This window comes from Lactobacillus sp. M0403, from assembly GCF_016101265.1.
GTDB classification, from domain to species: Bacteria; Bacillota; Bacilli; order Lactobacillales; family Lactobacillaceae; genus Lactobacillus; species Lactobacillus apis.
Map to the genome: position 1 here is coordinate 113,728 of NZ_JACFQV010000003.1, position 25,447 is coordinate 139,174.

The 25,447-nt window shown below is 34.5% G+C and carries 20 protein-coding genes and 2 tRNA genes; 18 read left to right on the forward strand and 4 right to left on the reverse strand.

What is annotated here, in order from left to right; all coding sequences use genetic code 11:
• Positions 1 to 39: 39 nt before the first annotated feature.
• The 6 genes from H3T48_RS05225 (at position 40) to H3T48_RS05250 (ending at position 5,314) form a co-directional block, all read left to right on the forward strand.
• A complete protein-coding gene (locus H3T48_RS05225) occupies positions 40 to 450 on the forward strand; it encodes a PTS sugar transporter subunit IIA (protein WP_198188781.1) in 411 nt (136 codons plus the stop codon).
• Positions 443 to 928, forward strand: a complete 486-nt coding sequence (locus H3T48_RS05230; protein ID WP_198188782.1) for a PTS sugar transporter subunit IIB — start codon at positions 443 to 445, stop codon at positions 926 to 928. The genes H3T48_RS05225 and H3T48_RS05230 overlap by 8 nt, the downstream gene beginning before the upstream one ends.
• A gap of 13 nt (positions 929 to 941) precedes the next feature.
• Complete coding sequence (locus H3T48_RS05235) at positions 942 to 1,760, forward strand: PTS sugar transporter subunit IIC (RefSeq protein WP_198188783.1); 819 nt, start codon at positions 942 to 944, stop codon at positions 1,758 to 1,760.
• The gene (locus H3T48_RS05240; RefSeq protein ID WP_232349884.1) at positions 1,753 to 2,592 is read left to right on the forward strand and encodes a PTS system mannose/fructose/sorbose family transporter subunit IID; all 840 of its coding nucleotides are present in this window, start codon (positions 1,753 to 1,755) and stop codon (positions 2,590 to 2,592) included. The genes H3T48_RS05235 and H3T48_RS05240 overlap by 8 nt, the downstream gene beginning before the upstream one ends.
• A 69-nt stretch (positions 2,593 to 2,661) precedes the next feature.
• The gene (locus H3T48_RS05245) at positions 2,662 to 3,987 is read left to right on the forward strand and encodes a family 43 glycosylhydrolase (RefSeq protein ID WP_198188784.1); all 1,326 of its coding nucleotides are present in this window, start codon (positions 2,662 to 2,664) and stop codon (positions 3,985 to 3,987) included.
• A 238-nt stretch (positions 3,988 to 4,225) separates the two neighbouring features.
• Entirely contained in the window at positions 4,226 to 5,314 is a 1,089-nt protein-coding gene (locus H3T48_RS05250) for a PTS sugar transporter subunit IIC (protein WP_198188785.1), read from the forward strand.
• Positions 5,315 to 5,414: 100 nt separating this feature from the next.
• Here H3T48_RS05250 and pgmB read toward each other — a convergent pair whose 3' ends face one another.
• Genes pgmB through H3T48_RS05265 form a run of 3 tightly spaced genes read right to left on the reverse strand, consistent with a single transcriptional unit; the run spans position 5,415 to position 10,590 of the window.
• On the reverse strand, positions 5,415 to 6,074 hold the full coding sequence (pgmB, locus tag H3T48_RS05255; protein WP_198188786.1) for a beta-phosphoglucomutase: 660 nt from the start codon (positions 6,072 to 6,074) through the stop codon (positions 5,415 to 5,417).
• Positions 6,055 to 8,871 (reverse strand): alpha-L-rhamnosidase, encoded by a 2,817-nt coding sequence (locus H3T48_RS05260; RefSeq protein ID WP_198188839.1) that lies wholly within the window; start codon positions 8,869 to 8,871, stop codon positions 6,055 to 6,057. Before H3T48_RS05260 ends, pgmB begins: the two co-directional genes overlap by 20 nt.
• A 15-nt stretch (positions 8,872 to 8,886) precedes the next feature.
• Positions 8,887 to 10,590, reverse strand: a complete 1,704-nt coding sequence (locus H3T48_RS05265; RefSeq protein ID WP_198188787.1) for a glycoside hydrolase family 3 protein — start codon at positions 10,588 to 10,590, stop codon at positions 8,887 to 8,889.
• Positions 10,591 to 10,739: 149 nt separating this feature from the next.
• Here H3T48_RS05265 and H3T48_RS05270 point away from each other — a divergent pair, with 149 nt between their 5' ends.
• From H3T48_RS05270 to H3T48_RS05295, 6 genes are all read left to right on the forward strand, one after another.
• Positions 10,740 to 11,750: an AraC family transcriptional regulator gene (locus H3T48_RS05270; RefSeq protein ID WP_046306617.1), complete on the forward strand. Its 1,011-nt coding sequence runs from the start codon at positions 10,740 to 10,742 to the stop codon at positions 11,748 to 11,750.
• A 168-nt stretch (positions 11,751 to 11,918) separates the two neighbouring features.
• Positions 11,919 to 13,193 carry a PTS sugar transporter subunit IIC gene (locus H3T48_RS05275; RefSeq protein WP_109715374.1) on the forward strand — a complete coding sequence of 425 codons (1,275 nt, stop codon included), beginning with the start codon at positions 11,919 to 11,921 and terminating at the stop codon, positions 13,191 to 13,193.
• Positions 13,194 to 13,195: 2 nt separating this feature from the next.
• The gene (locus tag H3T48_RS05280; RefSeq protein ID WP_198188788.1) at positions 13,196 to 14,614 is read left to right on the forward strand and encodes a glycoside hydrolase family 1 protein; all 1,419 of its coding nucleotides are present in this window, start codon (positions 13,196 to 13,198) and stop codon (positions 14,612 to 14,614) included.
• Positions 14,615 to 14,625: 11 nt separating this feature from the next.
• Positions 14,626 to 14,943 (forward strand): PTS sugar transporter subunit IIB, encoded by a 318-nt coding sequence (locus tag H3T48_RS05285; protein ID WP_198188789.1) that lies wholly within the window; start codon positions 14,626 to 14,628, stop codon positions 14,941 to 14,943.
• Between the two features lie 247 nt (positions 14,944 to 15,190).
• Positions 15,191 to 16,657, forward strand: a complete 1,467-nt coding sequence (locus H3T48_RS05290) for a hypothetical protein (protein ID WP_198188790.1) — start codon at positions 15,191 to 15,193, stop codon at positions 16,655 to 16,657.
• A 277-nt stretch (positions 16,658 to 16,934) separates the two neighbouring features.
• Positions 16,935 to 17,108 (forward strand): hypothetical protein, encoded by a 174-nt coding sequence (locus tag H3T48_RS05295; protein ID WP_165775957.1) that lies wholly within the window; start codon positions 16,935 to 16,937, stop codon positions 17,106 to 17,108.
• Positions 17,109 to 17,145: 37 nt separating this feature from the next.
• Here the strand turns inward: H3T48_RS05295 and H3T48_RS05300 are convergent, their stop codons facing one another.
• A complete protein-coding gene (locus tag H3T48_RS05300; RefSeq protein WP_198188840.1) occupies positions 17,146 to 18,156 on the reverse strand; it encodes a serine hydrolase in 1,011 nt (336 codons plus the stop codon).
• A gap of 229 nt (positions 18,157 to 18,385) precedes the next feature.
• Here H3T48_RS05300 and H3T48_RS05305 point away from each other — a divergent pair.
• From H3T48_RS05305 to H3T48_RS05330, 6 genes are all read left to right on the forward strand, one after another.
• Positions 18,386 to 18,457: transfer RNA gene (locus H3T48_RS05305), tRNA-Glu, on the forward strand.
• A gap of 7 nt (positions 18,458 to 18,464) precedes the next feature.
• Positions 18,465 to 18,536 (forward strand) — tRNA-Gln (locus H3T48_RS05310).
• 535 nt (positions 18,537 to 19,071) lie between these two features.
• On the forward strand, positions 19,072 to 20,685 hold the full coding sequence (locus tag H3T48_RS05315; RefSeq protein ID WP_198188791.1) for an ABC transporter ATP-binding protein: 1,614 nt from the start codon (positions 19,072 to 19,074) through the stop codon (positions 20,683 to 20,685).
• A 391-nt stretch (positions 20,686 to 21,076) separates the two neighbouring features.
• Entirely contained in the window at positions 21,077 to 23,008 is a 1,932-nt protein-coding gene (locus H3T48_RS05320) for a beta-glucoside-specific PTS transporter subunit IIABC (protein WP_198188792.1), read from the forward strand.
• Positions 23,009 to 23,045: 37 nt separating this feature from the next.
• Positions 23,046 to 24,452 (forward strand): glycoside hydrolase family 1 protein, encoded by a 1,407-nt coding sequence (locus H3T48_RS05325; RefSeq protein WP_198188793.1) that lies wholly within the window; start codon positions 23,046 to 23,048, stop codon positions 24,450 to 24,452.
• Positions 24,453 to 24,479: 27 nt separating this feature from the next.
• Positions 24,480 to 25,331 carry a PRD domain-containing protein gene (locus H3T48_RS05330; RefSeq protein ID WP_198188794.1) on the forward strand — a complete coding sequence of 284 codons (852 nt, stop codon included), beginning with the start codon at positions 24,480 to 24,482 and terminating at the stop codon, positions 25,329 to 25,331.
• Positions 25,332 to 25,447: the final 116 nt, after the last annotated feature.

Below are 25,447 nucleotides of genomic sequence, written 5' to 3' on the forward strand. Positions count from 1 at the left end.
GACTTTTGCTAATGGATTAGTAGAACAGGGGGTGAAAAAATGAGGAAGTTTGTTTTAGTTAGTCATGGGTCATTAGCGCAGGGAGTGAAAAACTCCGTTGAAATGATTAGTGGAAAACAAGACAATTTGTATGCTTTTTGTATGCAGGAAGGAGAAAGTCCAGCAATTTTAAAAGAAAAGATTTCGAATTTTCTTGAGCAAAATAAGAAAGGAGAAATTGTTTTCGTTTCAGATTTTCCTGGAGGAAGCGTGAATACAATGTTAATGAATTTTTTGGATTGTGATAACGTTTTTTTGATATCTGGGATGAACTCAATGCTTGTGCTTAATTTGCTGTTAAGCCAGTCAAAAATTGATGTTTGTCTTGATAAAGCCATTGAGGCTGGGAAAGCAACTATAAAAAGGATAGAAATTGTTGAAGAAGATCAGGAGGATGATTTTTTTGATTAGTATATTACGAGTAGATGACAGATTAATCCACGGTCAAGTAGCTGTTGTATGGAGTCATTATTTAGGCGTAAATCGAATTATCGTTGCCAATGATGAAATTTTGGATAATAAAGTTCAAATAATGGCTTTAAAAATGTCCGTACCTGATGGAGTTAAACCATTTTTTGTTAGTGTTGAACAAGGAATAAAATTGATGAACAATCCGAAGTCAGCGAATCTAAAGATTATGGTTGTAGTCAATAAACCAGCTGATGCACTAAAAATTGCACAAAGCGTTCCTAATATACCGTTAATTAACCTTGGCAATTACGGACGAGTAGGAGCAGAAAATATGAAAAACAAGAAACAGTTAAGTAAGAATATTTTTGTTACAGAAGATGACGAAAAAGTACTGAAGGACTTAATTGCAACTAATATAAAAGTAAACGTTCAGCCTGCTCCAAGTGATCCTGATGTACAGCTGTCTAGTTTAATTTAAGGGAGGTAATTTTATGTTAGTACCAGCTTTATGGGTAGCCCTCATAATGTTTATTGGAAATTTTTCCGACTGTGGTATGTCTGACCCGATGATTAGAAGGCCACTTGTTATGTCAATGCTTGTTGGTCTAGCCTTAGGTGATCTAAAAACAGGTATTATTATGGGAGCCTCACTAGAGGTTATTTTCCTAGGCATTAGTGGAATTGGTGGTGCAATGCCATCTGATTCAATGACTGGATCGATATTTGGAACAGCATTTGCAATCTTAAACCATCAAGGTGTTGCAGTCGCACTTTCCTTAGCTGTCCCAATTAGTTTGTTGGCAGTTTTTGTTAATCAATTAGTTATTTTCATTCGTGGCCTTTTATTAAACTTCTTTGAAAAGTATGCAGATGAAGATAATATCAAAGCAATTGAGCACTTACAGTACTTGAGTATTATTGGTGGCCCCCTTGTATATGCCATTATTGGTTTTTTAGGTATATATCTTGGTTCTGGCTCAATTTCAGCACTAGTACATTCTATCCCTGCAGTTATTATGAATGGTCTTACAGTATTAGGACAAATGTTACCAGCATTGGGAATTGCACTATTACTAAATATGATTTACGAAAAAGGTAACATGATTTACTTATTACTAGGATTTTTATTAGCTTGTTACTTAAAATTGCCGATTATTGCCGTTGCACTTATTGGCATAATCCTAGCAGTTATTCTGTCTTCAATTGATAAGAATATTTTGGATGTAAAAAATCTAGTAACTTCAAGAAAAACAGTTACTGAAAAAAGGAACGAAGATGATACATTAGAGGAGGATTTTTTCAATGACTAAAGAAAATGTTAGTTCTGGCCAAGATCAAGTTATGGATAAGAAGACTTTCAAACAGATTTTCTGGCGATCATTTCTTTTACAAGGATCTTGGAATTATATAAATGGTGCTGGTGTTGGAGCATTATATATGCTTTTGCCATTTATTAAGAAGCTATATCCTAATCCAGAAGATAAGCCACAGCGTGTTTCTGCATTAAAAAGAGGATTAGCATATTTCAATATTACTCCTGCTATTGCTCCTTTTCCAATGGGAATTGCAGCCAGTATGGAAGAACAAAACAAGAAGATAGATGAATTTGATGCAAGTTCAATAAATGCAGTAAAAGCAAGTTTAATGGGGCCTCTTTCAGGAATAGGTGACTCACTATTTTGGGGAACAATTAGAGTTATTGCAGCAGGAATAGGAATCAGCTTAGCAAAAGAAGGCAATATTCTTGGACCAATTCTATTTCTAGTTATTTACAATATTCCAAATCTACTTGCTAGATACTATGGCTTGAAATATGGTTATGAACTTGGTGGAGACTTTATTCAAAAAGCTTATGAAAATGGTTTGATGAAAATAATTACTAAAGCAGCAGGTATTTTAGGTATGATCATGGTGGGGGCCATGACATATAGTACCGTTACTTTAAAGACAATTTTGAAATTCAAAATGGGAAGTATGACCTTTAATTTACAACAAATTTTAGATCAAATTATGCTTGGTATTATTCCATTAACTGTTACGCTTTTGACCTTTTTACTAATAAGAAAAAAGGTTAGTGCAAACAAAATAATTTTGTTAATGGTGATTTTATCTTTTGCTCTGAGTGCTTTGAAGATTTTCTAGTTATTTGAGAAGGTAAGGTATATGGAACAATACTTATTTAGACCAGATAATTGCTTTTTTGGGGATTGCATGCCTTTTTATCAAAAGAAGGACAACCAATTTTATTTATATTTCCAAAAAGACACAAGAAGCCCTATTCCATTTGGTGATCCTTTTGGCTGGGAACTTGCTACCACTAGTGATTTCGTTAAATATAAAACATATGGCGAAGTTCTGAAAAAAGGACAAGAAGATTCCGAAGATCAGTTCATTTATGCTGGTAGCGTATTTGAAAAACCTGATGATAAAATTAGTGCTTACTATACTGGATATAATCGAAATTTTGTTAGTCAAAATAGACCATCACAAGTTTTGCTGAAAGCTTCTAGTACCGATGGTATTACATGGACTAAGGAGGGAAAAGCAGATAAATTAGCTCCACAGGAAGGTTATGATCCAGATAATTGGAGAGATCCAAATGTTGTATGGAACGAAGAGACAAATGAATATCTTTTGATTTTGGGTACAAGATTGAAATCTGATGTTAAGAAAAAGACTGGTAGACTAGTTTATTATACTTCTAAAGACTGTAAAGATTGGTCATTCAAGGGGGATTTTTGGACACCTGATTTATATACAATGATTGAGATGCCTCAACTTTTTAAAGAAGGGGATTGGTGGTATTTAGTCTATTCAGAATACGATCTTGAAAAAACTACTCATTATGTAATGAGTAAAAAGATTATGGGACCATGGATTATTCCAGAACAAGATACTTTTAGCGGTCGTGCATATTATGCTGCAAGAACTGCTACTAATGGAAAAGAAAGATTTCTTTTTGGCTGGGTTCCATCAAAAGAGGCAGGAAAAGACGAGAATAATTATTTGTGGGGTGGAACTTTCTTACCTTTAGAAGTAAAGCAAAATAAGATTGGTGAATTGGATGTTGCAATGCCACATAGGTTAAAAGCAGCTGTTAAGGAAAAAGTGTCATTTCATCAACAAGAAATTTCTTCACCATTTAGGCGCTCAGAAGTACCGCTAATTGGTGGCATATCATCCAAAAGCTTTTTGTTAAAAAACAAAATTTCATTTAAACCATCAACTAGAAGTTTTTCTATAATTTTTTGCGAGAACCCAGAAACCGGAGAAGGATACGAGTTTAATATTGATCTTAAGCGGCAAGAACTATCTGTAAGAAGAACACCAAACTTACGTTGGTATCAAATGCTTAATATTGGTTTGACGAGACAAGTTAAATTAAAGCCAGAAACAGATTATGAAGTGTCATTATTTGTGGATGATACTGTTGCAGTTATGGAAATAGCAGGCACAGTCTTAAGCTGTCGTATTGAAAAAAATAACTATCATGGGTTATCACTGGCTGTTGTTGATGGATCGGTAACAGTTAAATAAGTGATGAAACTGAACTTTTGAATAGAGCTTAGTTTTTATTACATAACAAGCTAATTTTATGATTCGACTAATTAATTTTTAATTTTTCCTTTATTTTTTAATTTATCATGTTAAACTATTGATAATATCTTTGAATGGGAGGAAAAAAGAATGCAGCTGAATTCAAGCCGTTTTTACTTGCAACGAATTATTTTTAAATGCAATCAACATTAAAAATTAATTCGAAGGAGTATTTCTTATGGCTGATACAACCACAACAAACAAATTAACAATCAAAACATTTTTTAACAATATTCTGGCAGGAACTGCAACTGGGATCATTGTTGGTTTGATTCCTAATGCAGTAGTAAGCGCAATTTTAAAGTTATTTGGGCAGAATGCAATTACCGCCAGTATTGGTCAAGCATTACTGATTTTCCAATGTGCGACACCGTTGTTGATTGGGGCATTAATTGCAATCCAATTTAAAATGGTTCCGTTGGATGTAGCTATTGTAGCTGCAGCAGCATATGTCGGATCAGGCGTAACTAAATTTGTTCCGCAAATTGTCAATCCAGCAACTAAAGCACAAGGTGTGTTTGTTTCTGCTGGAACTGGTGATTTGATTAATACTATGATTACTGCTGGTCTAACTGTTTTTCTACTATTAATGGTAGGGGAACGTTTTGGATCAGTGAAAATTGTAGCTGCTCCGATTATTATTGGAGTTGGCGCAGGCTGGATCGGGTTATTAATTTTACCTTATGTAAGTAAAATTACCACTTGGTTAGGAACCGTCATTAATTCATTTACTGATTTACAACCAATTTTAATGTGTATATTGATTTCCTGCATGTTTAGTATTTTGATTGTTTCACCAATTTCGACGGTTGCGATTGGCATGGCAATTCAATTAAACGGGCTTTCAGCTGGTGCTGCAGCTATGGGTGTAGCAGCAACGACAATTGTGCTAGTTGTTCATTCTTGGCGCACAAATAAATCAGGGGTAACAATTGCAATTGCGTTAGGCGCAATGAAAATGATGATGCCAAATCTATTTAGACATCCAATTATTCTTCTGCCCTCACTAATCACAGCAATTGTGTCTGCAATACCTGTCGCATTATTCCATGTATCTGGGACTCCTGCATCAGCAGGATTTGGTCTTGTAGGCATTGTTGGACCACTGGCTTCAATGGATGCAGGTAAGTACAGTTTGAATTTCATAATGGCACTGCTTGTTTGGATTGTTATTCCAGCAATTGTTGCAGTAATTTGTCGCTTTTTATTTGAAAAAGTGCTTCACATTTATGACGAAAAAGTGGTTTTTGCTTATTTAGGTGAATAAAAACTAAAGAAAATAGCCAATTTCGGTAAGGAAATTGGCTATTTTTGTTTGATTTGATTTTTAGTTAGTTTTTTAATTCAAAGGATAGATATAAGTTGCTTTAATTATGCTTTTTCCATGCGGCATTTATTTGCTCATAGCTTAATTTGGAGGTATCAGAATAGAGCAAGTAGGCTTCGCTAAGTTCATTTTCATTACCAACACCTACTGAAAAGGCACCTGAAGAATTTATTGCTTTAATTCCAGCGATTGAATCTTCGATGCCAACGCATTCTTTAGGAGATAAGTTAATGGCATCAGCTGCGGCGATGAAAATATCAGGCGCTGGTTTTCCTGCTGCAACCTTGCTAGGGTCTGCAATTGCATCGAAAGTATTAATAAGCTCCAGTTTCTCTAGAATATAAGGACCGTTCAAGCTTGCAGAAGCTAGTGAAAGCTTAACATTATGTGCTTTAAGCTCAGAAATAAGTTCAGATATTCCAGGTAGGATATTGGCAGGGGTTAAGCTGGCCAATAATTCACGGAAAACATCGTTCTTTTCTTCAGTCATTTTGTTAAATTCAGAATCAGTTACTTTAATATCTAAGTAGTTCAGAATCGCAGTAAGTGAATCAGCACGACTTACGCCTTTAGTTTGGACTTCTAATTCACCAGGTAATTCGCGATTAAAGTGATCTTTGATGAGTTTTCGCCAGGCTTGAAAGTGGTAAACCGAAGTATCGGCAATTACACCATCAAGATCAAATAGTACGCCCTTCATTTAAAAACTTCCTTTCACTAGCCAATGGAGTTTCTGCTAAAACAGCTTTAATGTTAGCGAGATCTTCATCGGAGATATTAACAAATGGTAACATTGTATTCATTTCAATTAATGAACTTCCACCAAATGTGTCAAGGTTGTTTTGGTCTTGTAAGAAACCAAAGACACCATTTAGTGGTGACAATTTTTCTACTAATTCAGAATCTGCCATAAGGTCTTTGGCTGGCATATCAATGTTGTAGTATTCGATATAGCTAGAACTTGGAACATAACTGATGGAATATTGTCCACCGGTTAGCTTAAGTGGCAGACTAGTGGCTTCACCATTAAGCTGAACTTCACCTGTAGCACGTGGTAATTTTACTGTTACTTGTTGACCAAATGGAACATTCAGGTTGAGCTTGATTGTGTGTTGTTCATCAGTTTCAAGTTGGTATTCAATTTGAAGATTACCGTATGAACTTTCATAATGACCTTGAACATGCTTGAGACGGTAATCAAATTGTGGTGCCAAAGTGACTTCTTGATAGCCATTTGTTTGAGAACTGATTCCAAGTACTTGCTGGTAAACCCACTGCATAATCGCACCAATAGAGTAGTGGTTAAGTGAGTTCATTCCTTCAGGATTCATTGAGCCATCAGGCATAACTGAATTCCAACGTTCCCAAATTGTTGTTGCACCTAAATTAACTGCATAAAGCCAACTTGGGAAGTCTTCATTTAAGAAGATTTGTGTTGCAAGTTTGTGTTCGCCGTTTTCAGAAAGAACACGACAAACAATTGGTGTACCAACAAAACCAGTCTTTAGATGGTTATTATCTTTACCGAGGCGAGTAACTAGGTCTTTAACGACACGTTGCTTTTGCTCATTAGGTACTAAATCAAAGGCTAGAGCCAACGCATAAGCTGTTTGTGTATCAATTGATAAACGTCCAGTTGCAGTAATATATTCGTTAGAAATAGCTTTTTTAATTGCTTTAGCTTGTTTTGAGTACTTAGCAGCATCATCGCTAAAACCAAGTATTTGTGCTGTTTCAGCGACAATAGAAGTAGAGTAGTAATAGTAAACAGAAGCAATGAAGTCTTCATCAGTTTTACCAGTTGGCATTGCTGGATTTTCACCATCAAGTGAAAGCCAGTCACCGAATTGGAAGCAGCCTGTCCAAAGGTTCTTAGTTGAAGTATTTTTACCAATCCATTCAACCCAAGCTTTCATGCTTGAGTAATTTTGACGCAAAATAGCAGGATCATTATATGCTTGGTAAACAGTCCATGGAATAATTGTTGCAGCATCACCCCAAATTGCAGCGCCACCGCTACCATTACCCATTGCTGGAGCATACATTGTGAGCATGCCATCATGAGCATTCTGTTCGATTTGCATATCACGTGCATATTTTTTAAAGAATGCATAGGTATCCATGTTCAAAACGGCTGTTGCTGAAAATACATCTGCATCACCAGTCCAACCAAGACGTTCATCACGTTGAGGACAGTCGGTAGGGACATCAAAGAAATTACTCTTTTGGCCCCAAATTACGTTTTGCAAAAGGCGATTGACTTTAGCATTATCTGTTGTAATTCCGCCAGTAGTTTTCATATCGGAGTAAATGACTGCTGAGCGAAAATCTTCTTTCTTAAGTGGCTTGGTATTACCTGTAACTTTTGCATAGCGGTAACCATAGTAAGTAAAGTGGGGACGAACCCATTTTTCTTTACCACCAGAAGTATACTTGAAGGCGGCGCGAGCTTCACGAAGGTTGTCCCGATAAAAATTACCGTTTTGTAAAATCTCACCAACTTGAAGTTCAATTGTTTGTCCTGCAGGTTCATGATTGAAAAGCTCAGGCCAACCTGCATGATTTTGCCCAAAATCTAAGACAGTTTCACCAGCAGGAGTTTGAATGATTTCTTTAACTGGTAAGTATTCTTCAACTTTAAGTGGCAAGCTTAAACGATCATGCAGAATTTCTTTAGAGTGATCAATGATTACTGCTGGTTCCCAACCAGTAATTTCTATCGTGTCATCTAAGTCCTCACCGTAGTAAATTGCTGACTTAGTAACTTTTCCAGAAGTTGTTTGCCATGAATCATCCGTGTTAATTACTTCTTCAGTCCCATCAGCAAAGGTTAAATGCAGTTCTGCAATGGCCATTTGACGATCACCATAAATATTTTCTTGACCGCCGTCAAAACCGAAGTTTCCTTTATACCAACCATCGCCTAGAGAAATCAATAATTCATGCTTTTGTGTTTTTTGTAAAAAACTAGTGACATCATAAGTTTGAACTTGGGTTACTTGATCATAGGCAGTTACACCAGGAGCAAGCAACTCGTCACCAATTTTTTCGTTGTTGAAGTAAACTTCGTAAACACCTAAACCAGTCATGTAAAGACGTGCATCAGCAATTTCTTTATCTGATGCAAATTCTTTTCTTAACAAAGTATTTTGTAAATCTTTGTTACTGTTTCCAATCCAGTTAGCTGAAAATGGTTCAGTTATTTTTCCAGTTTCAAAAAAACTATCCTTAGCTATTTCATCACCGGCATTTTGAACGGAAACAGACACTGAGTAGTGGGTACGCGGTTCTAACTCGATTGCAAAATCAAAAAAGTTATTATCATAATTTTGCCAATCAGAGTCGTAAACAACTTCATCGGTTTTTATAATGACTCTTTTTTTGGTTTCCGTCATAGGTTTAGAGCTATTTACACTAAATTCAATATGTAAATGGTTATCTAAGTCAAAACCAAGTGGAGTGGTCATATGGTTAATTGAAATTTGACTAATTTCGATCATTTTTAGCTCCCTTTACAAGCGTGTGTCAAAACGACCACAGAATGGATCAACTGGGTTAGTACCAATGAATTTTTCTTCGCCGGTCATCTTTCTTAGCAATGCATCAATGGTAACGTCATTACCTGTATATGCGTTGACGTAAGTTGAAACCATTGGAATATCGAAGAGGTGATATGGGTTGCAAGTTGAAACAAAAACAGTTGGAATGTCTTTCATGAACCATGGAGCATCAGCAGCCATTAAGTGAATCCAGTCAAGGCGGGTAGTGGTTTGATTAGAAGCAGTTTCAACGTTAGCAACGTAAAAAGCTAAGTCAAATTGGTCTTTTTCGTATTGAACACCACCTGCAAATACTTCTTGGAAGTTTAAGTGTTGGCGATCAAAGACAGTAACTTCAAAGCCTTTTTCTTCAAGTTTTTCCTTAAATTTAGCAGTAACCTTGCCACCTTCTTTAAAGCCACCGTCATCGTTGTCACCTAAAACTACTAGGCGAACACGAGGATATTTTTTAGGTGTAATTGGCAACAAGTTGTCACGATCTTTAACAAGGGTAACTGATTCAGTTGCAACTTTAGCAGCTAACTTTTCATGTTCAGCAAGCTTTAAGTCAATGTTACTTGAAGTAGGTTCACAAAGTTCACAATCAGTGTTCATAACACCTTGTGCTATCTTAGTTCCGATAATTCTAGTAACAGCTTCATCCACTCTGTCCATTGAAATGGTACCGTTAGCCACTGCATCAGTAATGAACTTGTAATCTTCGTCAATGTCTTTGTTGAATAAGATCATGTCGATTCCTGCGTTAATTGTAGCTGGTAAAGCTTCAGAACGTGGCATGATTGCATTATAACCAATCATTGGCGTAGCGTCTGTAATTGTCAAACCGTTGAAGTTTAAAACGTCGCGAAGTAGGCCATCAATTAATAATTTAGAAGTTGAGGCTGGACGCAAGTCTTTATCTTCAATTCCTGGTTGTAATTTTTGTTCCCAAGCAGGTTGCATAATATGAGCAATCATAATACTTGGTAAGCCATTTTCAATTAAGTGCTGGTATATTTCACCGTATGATTCCATCCATTCATCAGCAGAAAGTGAGTTGATTGAACTTAAAAGGTGCTGGTCGCGTTCATCAACGCCGTCACCAGGAAAGTGCTTAGCAACAGGAATAACGTGATTAGCATTAAGTCCTTCGATTTCTGCATCGGACATTTTAATTACGCGGTCCTTGTCACTACCAAAAGTACGTGAGTTCATAATTGGATTGCGGAAGTTTAAGTCAAGGTCAACAATTGGTGCAAAAGACATATTGCCACCAACTTGTTTTGCTTCATAACCTGAAACATCACCGAGGTTATATGCGTTTTCTGGATTATCAGTTGCCGCCACTTGAAGTGGACGCCCAACCCAAGTACCTTCATTAACCAAGCCATTACCACCAGCTTCAAGGTTTGCGGCAATTAATAGTGGAATATCACTTGCTTCTTGTGAAGTGGCAATTTCATGTTGCAATTTTTTGGCAGCGTCAGGACGGTACATAATTCCGCCTGGTTGGTACTTTTTAATAAATTCTCTTAAATCTGTGTTTTCTTCGTCTGCACCAATAACGAAAAACAATTGTCCAATTTTTGCTTCCGTTGACATACTTGCTACTTTTTGCTTTACAAAGTCGATTTGTGAAGCAGACAAGTTATAGGGCTTCTTCGATAAGTCTGTCATATTTTTTCTCCATGTGTTATAAATATAAAAAATGATCCTATTAATTAATTCTAGTCTTATGTTGGTATTTGAGCTATTGCCAAAAGTCATAAATACTATGTTGATTTCACAGGTTTATTTCAAAGTACTTGTGAACTGGAGGAACGGAATTGAAAGAAAGAGTTTTAAAAGTACTTCGGAAAAATAATTCACCTAAAACATGGAAAGATGTATTGGAAACTGTTAAGAAAAATGGCAATCTTACAAAAAAAATTGGTAATGTAGGCACAGAACCAATATATCGTTTTTTTGATACATATTCAGATAATTTAACCTTGAATAGTAATTCAATTTCGATTGCTGTTCAGCCAACAGAATCATTTGTGCCTTTCCACGTTCACGACTATATTGAAATCATGATTCCACTAAATGAAGATTGTGTAGTTGTTCTCGAGCACTCAGAAGTAAAAGTTAACCAAGATGATTTGATTTTTATGGGTAATCGAACTATTCATAAAGTTAAGCCTATTAGTAAAAAGGGAATAGTTGTCAATATTGCATTGCGCAGTTCGGCTTTTTCTCTAAATGAGCTGGATTATCTAAAAAATCAAAAAAATGGTTCAAATATTTCGAATATTCTGTTTTCATTGCTATCTGATGAAGAATATGGTGAAGGAAGGTATAGTTTATTCAAAACAAAGCATAATGCAAAAATCAAAGAGCTTGTATACGATATAATTTATGAATATTACTATCCTGATATACAGTCAGATCAGCTTATTAGATTAGAAATGTTGACCCTTTTTTCAAGATTAATTCGACAAACTGCAAACTCAGAAATAAAAGTAACAGATTATCATAAAAAGAATAATAATTTGCTATCATTACTTCTATATATTGAAAAGAACTATAGCAATATTACTCTTCAAAAAATGGCTAAGAACTTTGGCTTTAATCCAAACTATCTTTCTGACTATTTGAAAAAGCAAACTGGTAAGACTTTTATTCAATTAGTACACTTGCAAAGAGTTAACGTAGCAGCAGAGTTTCTCACATATACAACAGCTCCTATTGAACGTATCGCAAATCAGGTGGGGTATGAAAATCCTTCCTACTTTTATAAGATATTTAAGAAGTATTTTGGAATTTCACCTGCCGAATATCGTAATAAAAATAGTTAAGAATATAGCTGATATAGTATCTTGTCAGCTTTTTTTGTATGTGTTATTTTTGCTAAAACTGGGAAATGGATATAATTCTTCTGTTTTTTGGCTATGGTTAAGAGATAACAATATGAATATACTTTGTTTAAAATGAAAGCGATTAAGCTGATAAGGAGTATTTAAGAAATGAAAAAATTTCAAGAGTGGCTAGAAAAATATCTAGTTCCGTTTTCAAATAAGCTAGGACAAAATAAGGTCCTACAAAGTATTTCATCTGGAATGGTTATGACACTGCCAGTGACAATTGGTGCGTCTATTTTCTCTATTTTTGCCAGTTTTCCAATTAAACCTGTAGCAGATTGGTTTGCTAAAGTTGGTATTACACCATCCATGACTGCTATCGTTAACGGGACAATGAACATTTTAGCTGTTTTCATTGCCTTTACAATTGCTTATGACTACGCTCAAAAGTCTAAGGCAAACGGTGTTGTATCAGGTCTATTAAGTTTGGCCAGCTTTTTCATTTTGATGCCGCAAGTTATTCCAGGCAAAACGCCAATTAATGCGTTTAAGATTAACTATTTAGGCAGTGAAGGTATAATTGTTGCTATTTTGCTATCAATTTTAATTGGTGTTTTCTATGTTAAGTTAAGTAGAAACAAGAAGTTAACAATCAAATTACCTGATTCGGTTCCTAGCATGGTTAGTTCATCTATTGAACCTTTAATTATTGGAATTATTATTTTTGTTGGCGTATTTATTGTAAGAGCTATTTTTGACTTTTCACCATTTGGAAATGTTTTTGACTTTGTTAATAAGCTAATTACAACTCCATTATTACATGTAGGTGGTTCACCAATTACATTAATTTTAATTATGGTGTTATCTAACCTATTATTTACCTTTGGTATTCATCCAGCTGCTATTCAGTCGGTTATTATTCCAATTGTAATTTCAATGATGGTAGGTAGTACGCCAGCATATCAAGCTGGGAAAACTATCCCATATTTAAGTAATTTAGTTGTATTTTCATTTGCAAATAATGATGCTGCTGGCGCTACACTGAGTTTAGTTCTAGTTGCGTTAGTTTTCGGTAAGTCTAAGCGTTACAAGGAATTTTTCAAAGTTTCAGCTTTACCAAATATTTTTAACATCAACGAGCCAATCATTTTCGGTATGCCGATTGTATTAAACCCAATTATGTTTATTCCATTTATTTTATCTAGTTTTGTATCTAGTGGTGTAGCTTTATTAGCTGTTAAAATTGGCTTCATTACTAGTTACAATCCAAGTTTAGGAATGGGTATGCCTTGGACAATGCCTAAATTAGTTGCTGATGCTATGATTATGGGCTGGCAAGGTGCAGTTATTTGGATTATCAACTTTGCATTAATGTGTGCAATCTATCTTCCATTCTTTAAGGTTGCAGACAAGCAAGCATTAGAGGAGGAAAGTAAATAAAAATGAGCATTCAAAAGCAGCTCAAGGACGATTTTCCAGCTGACTTTTTGTGGGGAGCAAGTACTTCAGCTTTTCAGGTTGAAGGTGCAGCTAATGAAGACGGTAAAGGCGTTACAGTTGCTGATTTACGTTCACAGAAAAGTAAGTATATAGATACTTCAGTTGCAGCTGATCATTATCATCATGTTGAAGAAGATGTAGCCTTAATGGCTGAGCTTGGCCTAAAAAGTTACCGTTTTTCAATTTCTTGGGCACGTATTTATCCTCATGGTAATGATGAGGAACCAAACCAAAAGGGCATTGATTTTTATAATAAGCTAATCAACTTATTGGTTAAAAATAAAATTGAGCCGATAGTTACATTGTTCCATTTTGATTGTCCAGAAGATTTGGTTAAACAATATGGTGGATGGGCTAATAGAAAAGCCATTGATGATTACTACCGCTATGCTAAAACTGTTTTTGAACAATTTGGCGACCGTGTAAAATACTGGTTAACTATCAATGAACAGTCTCTAATTGCCAATGTACCAGCGATGAATGGAATTAACGACACCGATATGCATCGCTTAAGGGAAAAAGGCGAGAATTCAAACTACAATATGTTTTTAGCTCAAGCTAAGGTTTACTCACTGTGTCATAAAATGTTTCCTAATTCCAAAATAGGTCCAGCTGTATCATATATGACCAATTTCCCTTACGATCATACTTCTGCTAATGCATTAAAGAGTAAGTCAATGGAAGATATGATTTCCTTTATTGATATGGATGTTGCTCTTCGTGGTGAATTACCGAGCTATTATTTACGTTACCTTAAGGACAGCAATATAACACTTGATGTACATGAAGGTGATGCTGAAATATTGCAAAATGGAAGAGCTAATTTCTTAGGCCTAAACTGGTACTCAACTTCAGTTTTCAAATTAAGCAATGAAGAAAGCCCTAAAATGCTCGATGGTGTTATTTCTAATGTCGAGAAGGTTAGGGACGATCGTTTAATGAACTCTGAATGGGACTTTTCATATGATCCTGTTGGGTTACGCTTTGCCTTGCAAAAGGTTAATGATCGTTATCCAAACATTCCAATTATTATTACAGAATGTGGTTGGCCAGAACGTGAGGAGCTTGAAGATGGAAAAGTTCACGATTCAAAGAGGGTTAAGTACCTTAACGGACATATTTATGAGTTACGTGAAGCAATTAAGGATGGGGTAAATGTGATTTCATTTAATCCTTGGTCATTTTTGGACTTATTAAGTGTTAACGATGGCATGGATAAACGATATGGCTTAGTCTTTGTTAATCGTGACAATAATTCTGAACGTGATATGAAGCGTTATCCAAAAGATAGTTTCTACTTTTATCAAAAAGTAATTGCCACAAACGCTAAAAATGTTACTAAATTAGAGATAGATAAATAAGGAGTTTTAATATGGCTGAAAAAACAATTATGCTATGCTGTTCTGCAGGAATGAGCACAAGTTTACTTGTTACTAAAATGCAAAAAGCAGCTGAAGACCGAGGAAAAGATGTGGAAATTTTTGCTTGTCCTGCAGCGGAAGCAGATGACAACCTTGCGCAAAACAAAATTGACTGCATTTTACTTGGACCTCAGGTTCGTTATATGGAAAACGAATTTAAGCAAAAAGTTGATGGTAAAAACATTGGACTAGCAGTGATAGATATGCAGGCATATGGTATGATGGATGGAGCCAAAGTATTGGATCAAGCATATCAATTAATGAGTTAATAAAATATACTAGAAGTTAATAAAAGGTTTGAACTAGGTTCAAACCTTTTTTGTTTAGCTTAAAAGCTGGAATTAAAAAATGGCTACTCTAGTTTATACGAATTATTCCGAAAGATGGGAAAAGAACAGCTATTTCCTGTTTTTTGGATATGGTCTGCTTTTAAATTCATACTTTATAATAAATTTACAATTGAAAACGGATACATCGATAATTTGAGCATATTAGCTCAATAAGAGGAGAAAAAACATGTTAAATTTCAAAGTAGAGCAGAATGAAAAAACTAATTTTCCACACTACTGGGAAGTGTGCGTAGGGAGTTGTCATGCATATACCGCTTTGCGAGAAGATTATCGCGAGCAGCTAATTAAAGCGCATAATGAACTAGGGTTTAAATATGTTCGTTTCCATGGCTTATTTGATGATGAAATGAGTGTATGCATCGAAAATTTTGATTTTGAAGGTAATTCTCAGGGAATCACGTATAATTTTATTAATATTGACAAGATTATTGATTTTCTACTTCAAATAGATATGAAACCATTTTTGGAATTGGGTTTTATGCCTTCATGTCTTGTGTCTGGCAATGGTAGAATATTTGCCTATGGTGGAAATAATTCAATGCCTAAGTCTGATAAAGCATGGGAAGAGTTGATTAGCCGTTTTATCAAGCATATCATTGATCGTTATGGTGAATCAGAAGTAGAAACCTGGTTCTTTGAAGTTTGGAATGAACCAAATTTGCCACTATTCTTTTCTGGCTCACAGGAAGATTATTTCCACCTATATGAGATGACGGCAAGAACAGCTAAAAAGATTGATAGTAAGCTTAGGTTTGGAGGGCCAGCAACTTCATACAATTCTTGGATTCCTGAAATGATTGACTTTTGTGAGAAAAACAATGTTCCACTTGACTTTGTTTCTACACATCATTATCCAACAGATGATCCAGTATGGAAGAGTGGATTGGATATTGAAGAGTTTTTTAAGCAAACAGGTGGAAAAGAGACAGACTATCATCGTGGCATTTTAAAAGAAATGACTGCTAGAACAAAGCAAGAGTCTAAAAATTATCCTTTATATTATACTGAGTGGAATGTCTCGGCTATGCTTGGCGATACAATTCATGATGAACCATATGCTGCTGCAATGGTCGCAAAAACTTTGGCAGATAATGATGGCTTAGTTGATGGTTATTCATTTTGGACTTTTAGTGATATTTTTGAAGAACAGTCTCAAAAGCCAGGTGTTTTTCATGGTGGATTTGGTTTACAAACAGTTGATGGAGTTGAAAAGCCGGTTTATCGCATATTTGAAATTTTCCATGAGTTAGGAACAAAGAGAATCAAAGTGGAAAGTGGTCAAAGTAGTACTACCGAGGTATTAGCCGCACAAAAGGGTAACGACTTACAAGTCTTAGCATATAACCATAATGTTCCAAGTGAGCCAATTGAAACTGAAGAAGTTAAAATTGATTTAGGAAAAGATAATGCATATGATGCCTGGATAGAACGAATTGATTCCAATCATGCCAACCCAATGAAAAAGTGGGAAGAAATTGGAAAGCCAGAATATCTTAAGCAACCAGAAATTGATCAGTTAAGAGAAAGCTCTAAATTGCAGAAAGAAAACATTGAGATTAAAGAAGGACAACTGACACTCGAAATGCCACCACATTCATGTGCATTTGTTACAATTCCAGAATTTTTTAATTAATGATTTAAAAAGGCTTGAACTTGTTTCAAGCCTTTTTGCTGTTTAAATACTAATTAAATTACATAACTCTAGAAATAAATGATGTCTTGTAACAGCAAAATATATTTTTGAAAAAAGTTTGCTTGTTGCCTACGAATGTAAACATTTTGAAACGATAACACTAATTATAATAAATTTTTGATTTTTAAAGTTAAGCCCATTAAATAACCCAAAAAAGCCCCATTTTCACTATGAAAAAAGGTATAATTTGGATAATAAATGAAAGGGGTTTTTACCTATGATGTGTGATAATTTGTTTTTTAAGATTGTTTGGGTAATTGTTTATGGCATTACTGCTTACTTTACATTTACTGATAAGATGATGATGGCTATGTATTGGATGGCAGGCGGTATGTTTGCTCAAGCCTTAGTTGATCTAATTTATCACTTCTGGCCAAAGAAGAAGTGTTAATACTAAAAAACAGCTTTTTATATAAAAAAGCTGTTTTTTATTGATCGTTTTCTTTTAAAAAGCTCTGAATGATTTTTTCCCGCATGGCAAGAAAAACTTGGTTATGTCCCGTGGGATGAACACGGTTGGTTAAAACGATCATTCCGGATTTTTTTACTCGATCTAGGAGAATTAGTGTCCCAGTGAAACCTGTATGTAAGATAACTGGGTAATTGAATTCAGGGTCAAAGCGTAAGTCCCAACCCCAAGAACGTGGCTGAATACCGGCAGGATTTTTATTCTCAAAAAGCTTAGTTACGGTTTCTTGGTCATATGGAAGAATATTATCGTCTAAGCCAATGTAACCTTTCGAAATTTTAATTAAATCAGACATTGTAGAAAAGAGGCCAGCAGAGCCACAATCACTCCCAAGTTGTCTTGCTTTAGGGTCATGAGGCACTCCTTGAAGGACAGAACCGTTTACCATTGCTGTTGGAACACAGTTATCCTTATCAGGCGAAAAAGTGGTTTCTGTGAGTTTCATTGGCCTGATAATTTCATCTACTCCAACTTCCTGAACAGGCTTACCATAGATTCTTTTAATTACTAAGCCCAGAAGAATGAAGTTGGTATCAGCATACCGCATTTTATGCTCAAATTCGTCAGTTACAGGTAAGTTAATAATTGCATGTATTAACTCATCATGGTTTAGCCGGTCACGATTCTCAATCCAACCGCGAATTCCACTAGTATGGGTGAGAAGATGAAAAAGGCGAACTCGTTGGTCTTGAAACTCTGGAATAAAATCTTGAAGTGGCTCAGTAAAGTTTAATTCATCGTTTTGATAAAGCTTTAATAAAATATTTTCAGTAATTAGCACTTTAGTTAGACTTGCCAAATCATATTGGGCAAATGGACTGAGTTGAGTTACTTTGGGGTATGTACTAGCAAAACCAATTGTTGAAGTAAAAATTTGCTTGTCTTTAATAAAAGCGTAGTTAACGCCTGGAACAATCCGTTCGGAAACCATTGATTCAATTAAATTTTGTGTGGTTGAATAATCAAGCATAAAAAATTCCTTCATAAAATACTTTACCTACTATTATATACAATTAAAGTAATAAAATTGCAGCGAAAAGACAATAATTGTATTTTTATGCTAGGAAGAAGTTTATCAAAACTCAGAAAGTAAAAACTATTGGGGATATGTGATTTTTAAGCTGAAAATCTTTGGTGTAAATGCGTCAAAAGCACTTGACAACAAGGGCTGTATAAAGCATAATAATTACTGTTGATTTTGCCCGTTGGTCAAATGGTTAAGACGCCACCCTCTCAAGGTGGAGTTACGAGTTCAATTCTCGTACGGGTGATTAACACTGGGATATAGCCAAATGGTAAGGCACAGGTTTCTGGTTCCTGCATGTTTCGGTTCGAGCCCGGATATCCCAATATAAAAATGGCTTAACAGCAAGTTTTTAACGAATTAAAAAGCTGGTTTGTCTATCAAATTCCCATCAGGATGTCTAAGTTAAAAAAGCTAGATGAATAAATCATCTAGCTTTTTATTTTCTCGAATTTTCTATAATTAGCTCAAGACAAGTTATTTATATTTTTAAGTAGACGTGCAAGTGGGCTAATCTTAGATATTTAGCTAAATCGGTACAGTTGGTTAATGTAAAACAAGTAGGTTTAAATCTGACTTAGACACCAAAAAGCCAGAATCTATAAGGGTTCTGGCTAGTTTTGATACTTTCAGATTTCATAATATAAATAAAAATTTATTGACAATTTAAAGTCGCTCAATTAGTCTTTAATTAGCTTTATTTTAATTAAATATTAAAATATTTAATGTTTTTTGGAAGGTATTTTTTTGCCAAATTATAAAAAGAGTAACTCAGTCAGTAGTGGCTCTGAAATAAAATTAGAAAAAGAAGTTCAATCCTTAGAAGATATTATCCTTTAATTAAATTATGTAGGTGATTTTATGCGTGCTGTTCTAAAAGAGATTAATGGCAAGGACAAGTTTGAGTATTTTCTTTTTTTAGGAATGAGTATTATTAATACATGTATTGAGACATCTAATGTTATTTTGGAAGGTATGCTAATAAATTCACTAGTATATAAGGCTGATAGAATATCATTTATACGTAATATAATAGTGATAATAGTTTTAAACCTAATAAGATTGTTTTTATCTTTTTTTATAAACAAAATTCAAATTCTAAAGTTCAGAAAAATAAACATAGAAGTAAACGATATTATAATAAAGATGCTTTATTCAAAAGATACGTTAGAAGTCTTAAAACTTGATCCTATTCAAACTGCAGATAGAATTACGGAAGATACTAATGAAATCTTAAATTTCTTGTTTCAAACAGTAAATCAAATCGTTTCAATTATTATTTCCTCGATTATAATTTTTATTTATATTATTAAAGCTAAATCTCACTTTTTCTTGCTAGTAATGATTTTGCTACCAGCCTATATTATTTTGTACCTTTTTTTAAAACCAAAAATATTCAAAATAAACTTAGAATTAAGACGAATTTACAATGAATACTTTTCTGGATTTGCTGAATGGCTGAATAGATATGTTGAAATTAAAGGTAATAAACGGGAAGAAATAGAATCTAGAAGATGGAAAAAGACCAAAGTTTCTCTTTTAAATATTACAAGAAAAAACTTTCTTCTTAATTTAGGTATGTCTACTTGTGAAATTGTCTTACAATTGATTTTCCAGATAATATTGTTTATTAATGGCGGATTGGCCGTAATATCAGGAAGTATGACAATTGGATCTTTTTCAGTTCTTTTCCAATACTTTAATCAATTATTAGGACAAGTGGATGAAATCTTTTCTATTTTGTTTAACTTTGAGTCTTTTCGAGTTGCATACATGAGAATTGATCAATTGATGTCTATCCGGAATGAAGTAGACGGAGCAATAGTCATTCCTAAGGTTGAAAATATACAAGTTCATAATTTCAATATTAGTTTGGATGCACAAAATACTTTATTTTCAAAAGAACTTACATGTACTTTTAATAATCCTGGTTTTTATGTTATTAGAGGCAAAAATGGAATAGGAAAATCTACTTTTTTAAGGACGATAATTGGACTGTATACGTCAGCAAAAAAAGGAACAATTTTAATAAACAATATAGATATTGATTTAATAAATAAGGAAAAATTGAGAGAAGATAATATGAGCTGTTTATTCCAAGATACGATTCTTCCAAATTGTCTTGTAAGAGAATATTTAGATATGTATGTAAATGAGAGTAAAGAAAACTGTATTTCTGGTGATCAATATTTCCAAAAAGTATTTAGCTCTTCTCAATTTAATATAAAAAAAGTGTTAGATAAGAAAATGACTGAGCTTTCAACGGGTGAAATACAATTAGTAAAGCTTTACTCTGCTATTTTGAAAAAGAAAGCGCACTGCTTTTTATTAGACGAGCCACTAGCTAATATTTACCCTGAATTGCAATCAGATTTATTATGCTTATTGGAAAAAATTGCACAAACTAATCTAGTTATAATCATTAGTCATGACCTTGAAATTGGGGAAAAAACTAAAAATATAAGAATAAGATAACTATGAAATCATATTTAATAATGCCGAAATTCTGAATAAAAATGGGATTAACTATCTTATAAATAGAAGCATCATTAGTCTCTTTCTTTATTTTCTAAATAGAAGCATCATTAGTCTCTTTCTTTATTTTCTCGAATTTTTCTGTCATTAGCTCAATAAGTACAAACGTCATGTTAAATGTAAAAAAATAGTTTAAATGATTTATTTCCTGTAATCGCTTGCATAAAAGAAACAGTAGTGTTAAATTTATAGATTATAAATAAAAATAGTTTTTATTTGACGTGTTACTGGTAATGCAGGCAAGATCAAATGTACGTAAATAATGCCCCAAAATTATTGGTCTATTTTACGCATATTTGGTCTTTTTTATTTAGTAAAAGAGGAAAAAGTAATGGATAACCATAAAGTTGCGCTGCAAATCCTGAACGGAGTTGGTGGAAAGGAAAATGTCTCAGGTTTGACGCATTGTTTCACCAGACTAAGATTTGTTTTAAAGGATGAAGCTAAAGCAAACAAAAAAGAAGTGTCTAGTATAGAAGGAGTAATTCAGGTTGTAGAGGCAAGCGGTCAATTTCAAGTCGTTTTAGGTAATAAAGTTGAGGCGATTTATGATGAAATTATGCCGATGCTTGGGGCTAATGCTGATGCCCAAAATGATGAGCAAGAAGAAAAAGTTGGCATAGGAACAAAGATTCTAAATATGGTTACAGCCATCTTTACACCAACTATTCCAGCAATTGCTGCATCGGGAATGTTAAAAGGTATTTTAGCTATAGCTGCAATAATTGGATTAAATATGTATCATGTCGATATCAAGACATTTAATACCTATATCATTTTGAATGCAGCCTCGGATGCACTATTTTATTTTATGCCGGTGATCTTGGCTAAATCCGCTGCCAAAGTTTTCAAAACAAATGAATACATCGCTATGACGCTGGGAGCAACGCTATGTTATCCCACTTTGGTAGAGTTGATGACGGGAAAGAATGCAGTAACGTTATTTGGGATTGGGATTACCAAGGCAAATTATGTTTCCTCAGTTGTGCCCATCATCATAGCAGTTTTTGTATTGGCATACGTTGAAAAATTTGTTAAGAGAATAATGCCAGATGTTCTGAAAATCATTATGGTTCCAACGCTGTCTTTACTTATTATGGTGCCTGCAACTTTAATGATTTTTGGACCAATTGGTATTTACATTGGTAACGCAGTTAACTGGGCATACCACTACATCATGAATTTAAGTCCAATTTTACTAGGTGCCTTCGTCGGTGGCATTTGGTGCGTATTGGTCATTTTTGGTGCTCACAGAGCAATTATTCCGATTGGTATAAACGATGTTGCTAAAACAGGACGCCAAAATTTACTTGCTTTTGCGGGTGCAGCTAATTTTTCGCAAGCAGGTGCAGCATTAGGTGTTTTCTTAAAAACCAAAAACAAGAATCTTAAAACTGTGGCTGCTTCGGCTACAGTTACAGCCTTATTTGGCATAACTGAACCGGCCATTTATGGTGCTAACTTACCCCTGAAAAAACCTATGGTGTACGCAGTAATTAGTGGTGCTTTAGGTGGTGCCTTAATGGGCTGGGGTGGCTCTTACGGTAATGCTTTTGCTAATCAAGGCGTTTTAACTATTCCAGTTTATGCTTCTGCAGGAACCAAGGCATTTATTTGCTACATTTTAGGTTGCTTAATTGCATTTGCTGGAGCATGTATTTTAACGGTTATATTTGGTTTCAATGATTTACCTAGTGATACAGTTCCTGAAGGCAAAAATAGTAAAGAAATAAAACAGGTTGCAGATAACCAGAACGAAAATTCTACTAAAACGATTGACGAAGGTTTGGTTACAAACGATTGTGATTTGTTTGTAAATTCTCCGGTTGAGGGTAAGACACTTCCTCTAGCACAAGTTTCAGATGAAGTTTTTGCATCTGGAGCTTTGGGTAAAGGTATTGCTGTACAACCTACAGTAGGAAAAATTGTGGCTCCTGCTGATGCAACAGTTAGCATGATATATCCAACTTTACATGCAATTGGTTTGATTTTGGATAACGGAATTGAAATGATGATTCATATTGGCATTGATACTGTTAAACTGAATGGGCAATACTTTGAAAAGCATGCTCAAGAAGGTGATCATGTTAAGAAGGGGCAGCCAATAGTGTCATTTGACATTTCAAAAATTGAGCAGGCAGGGTATGACATAACAACTACAGTTATCGTTACTAATTCAAAAGAATATGAAGCCATTGGTTCAACAAAGAAAAATGCTGTTACTAATAACGATCAGTTGTTGTACCTCTTGTCAAAATCATAAAATTAAGTCTGAAGCATAATTATCGGAGGAGCAAAATATGAAAAAATTCGACCCTAATTTCTTGTGGGGCGCGTCATCATCAGCATTTCAGATTGAAGGTGGATGGAATGAAGATGGTAAGGGAGAATCAGTAGCAGACTATAATTCTTTTGTCCATGCTGGTCCCGGACAAGCAGATACAAAGGTAGCCAGTGATTTTTATCATCATTATCGAGAAGATATTTCTTTAATGAAAGAACTAGGTCTTAAAGTTTATCGTTTTTCCGTTGCCTGGTCGAGAATTATTCCTGATGGAGACGGTAAAGTGAATCAGAAAGGCATAGACTTTTACAACAAAGTGATTGATTGTTTAATCGAAAATGGAATTAAACCTTTTGTTACTTTATATCATTTTGATTTGCCACTAGCTTTGGTGGAAAAATACAATGGCTGGGAAAATAGGGCTTGTATTTCAGCTTTTAGAAGATATGCCCAAATATGTTTTAAGGAGTTTGGTGACCGAGTTAAAAATTGGCAAGTATTCAATGAGCAAAACCTTATGGTTCGTGTTGACGAACGCATGAACATGTATCATATTGAAGAAAAAAATAAAGAGCGTGTCAGAGCACAAATGGACTACAATATGTTTGTAGCAAGTGCATACGCTATGGAAGATTGTCATAAACTAATTCCGAACAGTAAAATTGGCCCTGCAGTCTCGTCTACAATGACTTATCCGGCTTCTAGCAAACCATTAGATGTTTGGGCAGCAAAAATGAATGATAATTTTAAAACAAATTATGCACTAGAGATGTATTGTAATGGCCAGTATCCCGGTTATTATATTAATTATCTTAAAAAAGCTGGCATTTTCCCATCTATACAAGAAGATGATACTCAAGTATTAAGGGATGCAAAACCAGATTTCATAGCAGTTAATTATTATCGGACGCTCGTTGCTAGTTACTTACCAAGTGATTCTAACCACCCATATGGTACAAGGGAAAATGATGTAGATTTTAACTTGTATGGCTATTTTAAAATTGAACCCAATCCTAACTTGTCAGCTACAGAATATGGTGCTCAAATTGATGCGATGGGGTTAAGAATCGTATTAAATGAATATCATCGTCAGTTTCGTCTACCGATGATTATTACTGAAAATGGTTTGGGTACACCTGATATTTTGGCACAAGATGGCAAAATTCATGACCAATATCGCATAAAATATCTTGCAGATCATATTCAAGCTTGTTATGATGCCATTCAAGACGGAGTAAATCTAGTGGGCTATTGTCCATGGTCAGTTATGGATTTACTAAGTTCTCACCAGGGATTTAAAAAACGTTATGGTTTTATCTATGTAAACAGAACTGATGATGATTTAAAAGATTTACGTCGGATTCCCAAGGACAGTTTTTATTGGTACCAAAAAGTCATTGCAAACAATGGACTGGCCAACTAAACAAATATGCAATTAGGCGGTGAGCTGATGAAAGTACTAAAAGTTTTAAATAATTCGCTCATTTTGGCATTAGATGATTCGGGAGCAGAATGTATCCTAATGGGAAAAGGAATTGGCTATCACAAAGCAATTGGTTATCCCGTTAAAAACGAAGAGATTCAGAAAATCTTTGTTTTAACTGATAATAAAATGTTAAAAAACTTTATTCAGTTGGCTAGTACAATAGACGAAGTTTATTTAAATATGGTCAAGGAAATAATAGATTTTGCCGCCAAAGAATATCACATTAAAGTGAAAGACTACCTTTATTTATCCTTGGCTGACCATATTTCTTTTGTAGTAAAGCGATTTAAAGAAGGCAATATTGGTGAAAATTTCAACTATCCTGACGTTTTGCTCCATCATAGGGATGAATATCAGGTAGGCTTGTTTGCTGTCAATTTAATCAATAAAAAAATGCATGTTTCATTACCTGATAGTGAAGCAACAGCCATAGGATTACATTTTGTAGATGCTGAAGTTGATCATAGTGATCAACAGAAGAATATGAAAATAGCTAATCTGGTAAGTAGCCTTGAGAAAATAACTCAAAGGGTTATCGGAGGAAAGATTGATCAAAGCACTTTCACTTATTCTCGCTTTTTAACACATTTAAATTATTTTTGTGAAAGAGTTTATGAAAACAAACTTTTTTCAGATGAAGACAAAGAAGGACTTTATCAGGATTTGGCTGCAAAAATGCCAAAAGAAGTTGAGATTATTGATGCTTTCGATAAATTTATTAATAAAAAGTTTGCTTTAAAAATCACTAAGCAGGAAAAAATATACTTGTTGGTTCATTTGCACAAAATAGTTGAAGAAAACTGCAAAAAAGTATAATTGGCTAAAAACATTATCTATTACCTCTGGATTAAAAATGTCCAGAGGTTTTTTTCTTAGACTTATAAATTCTAATCAGTAATAGTAGAACAGGAAAAATCATGTTTGGTACGTAG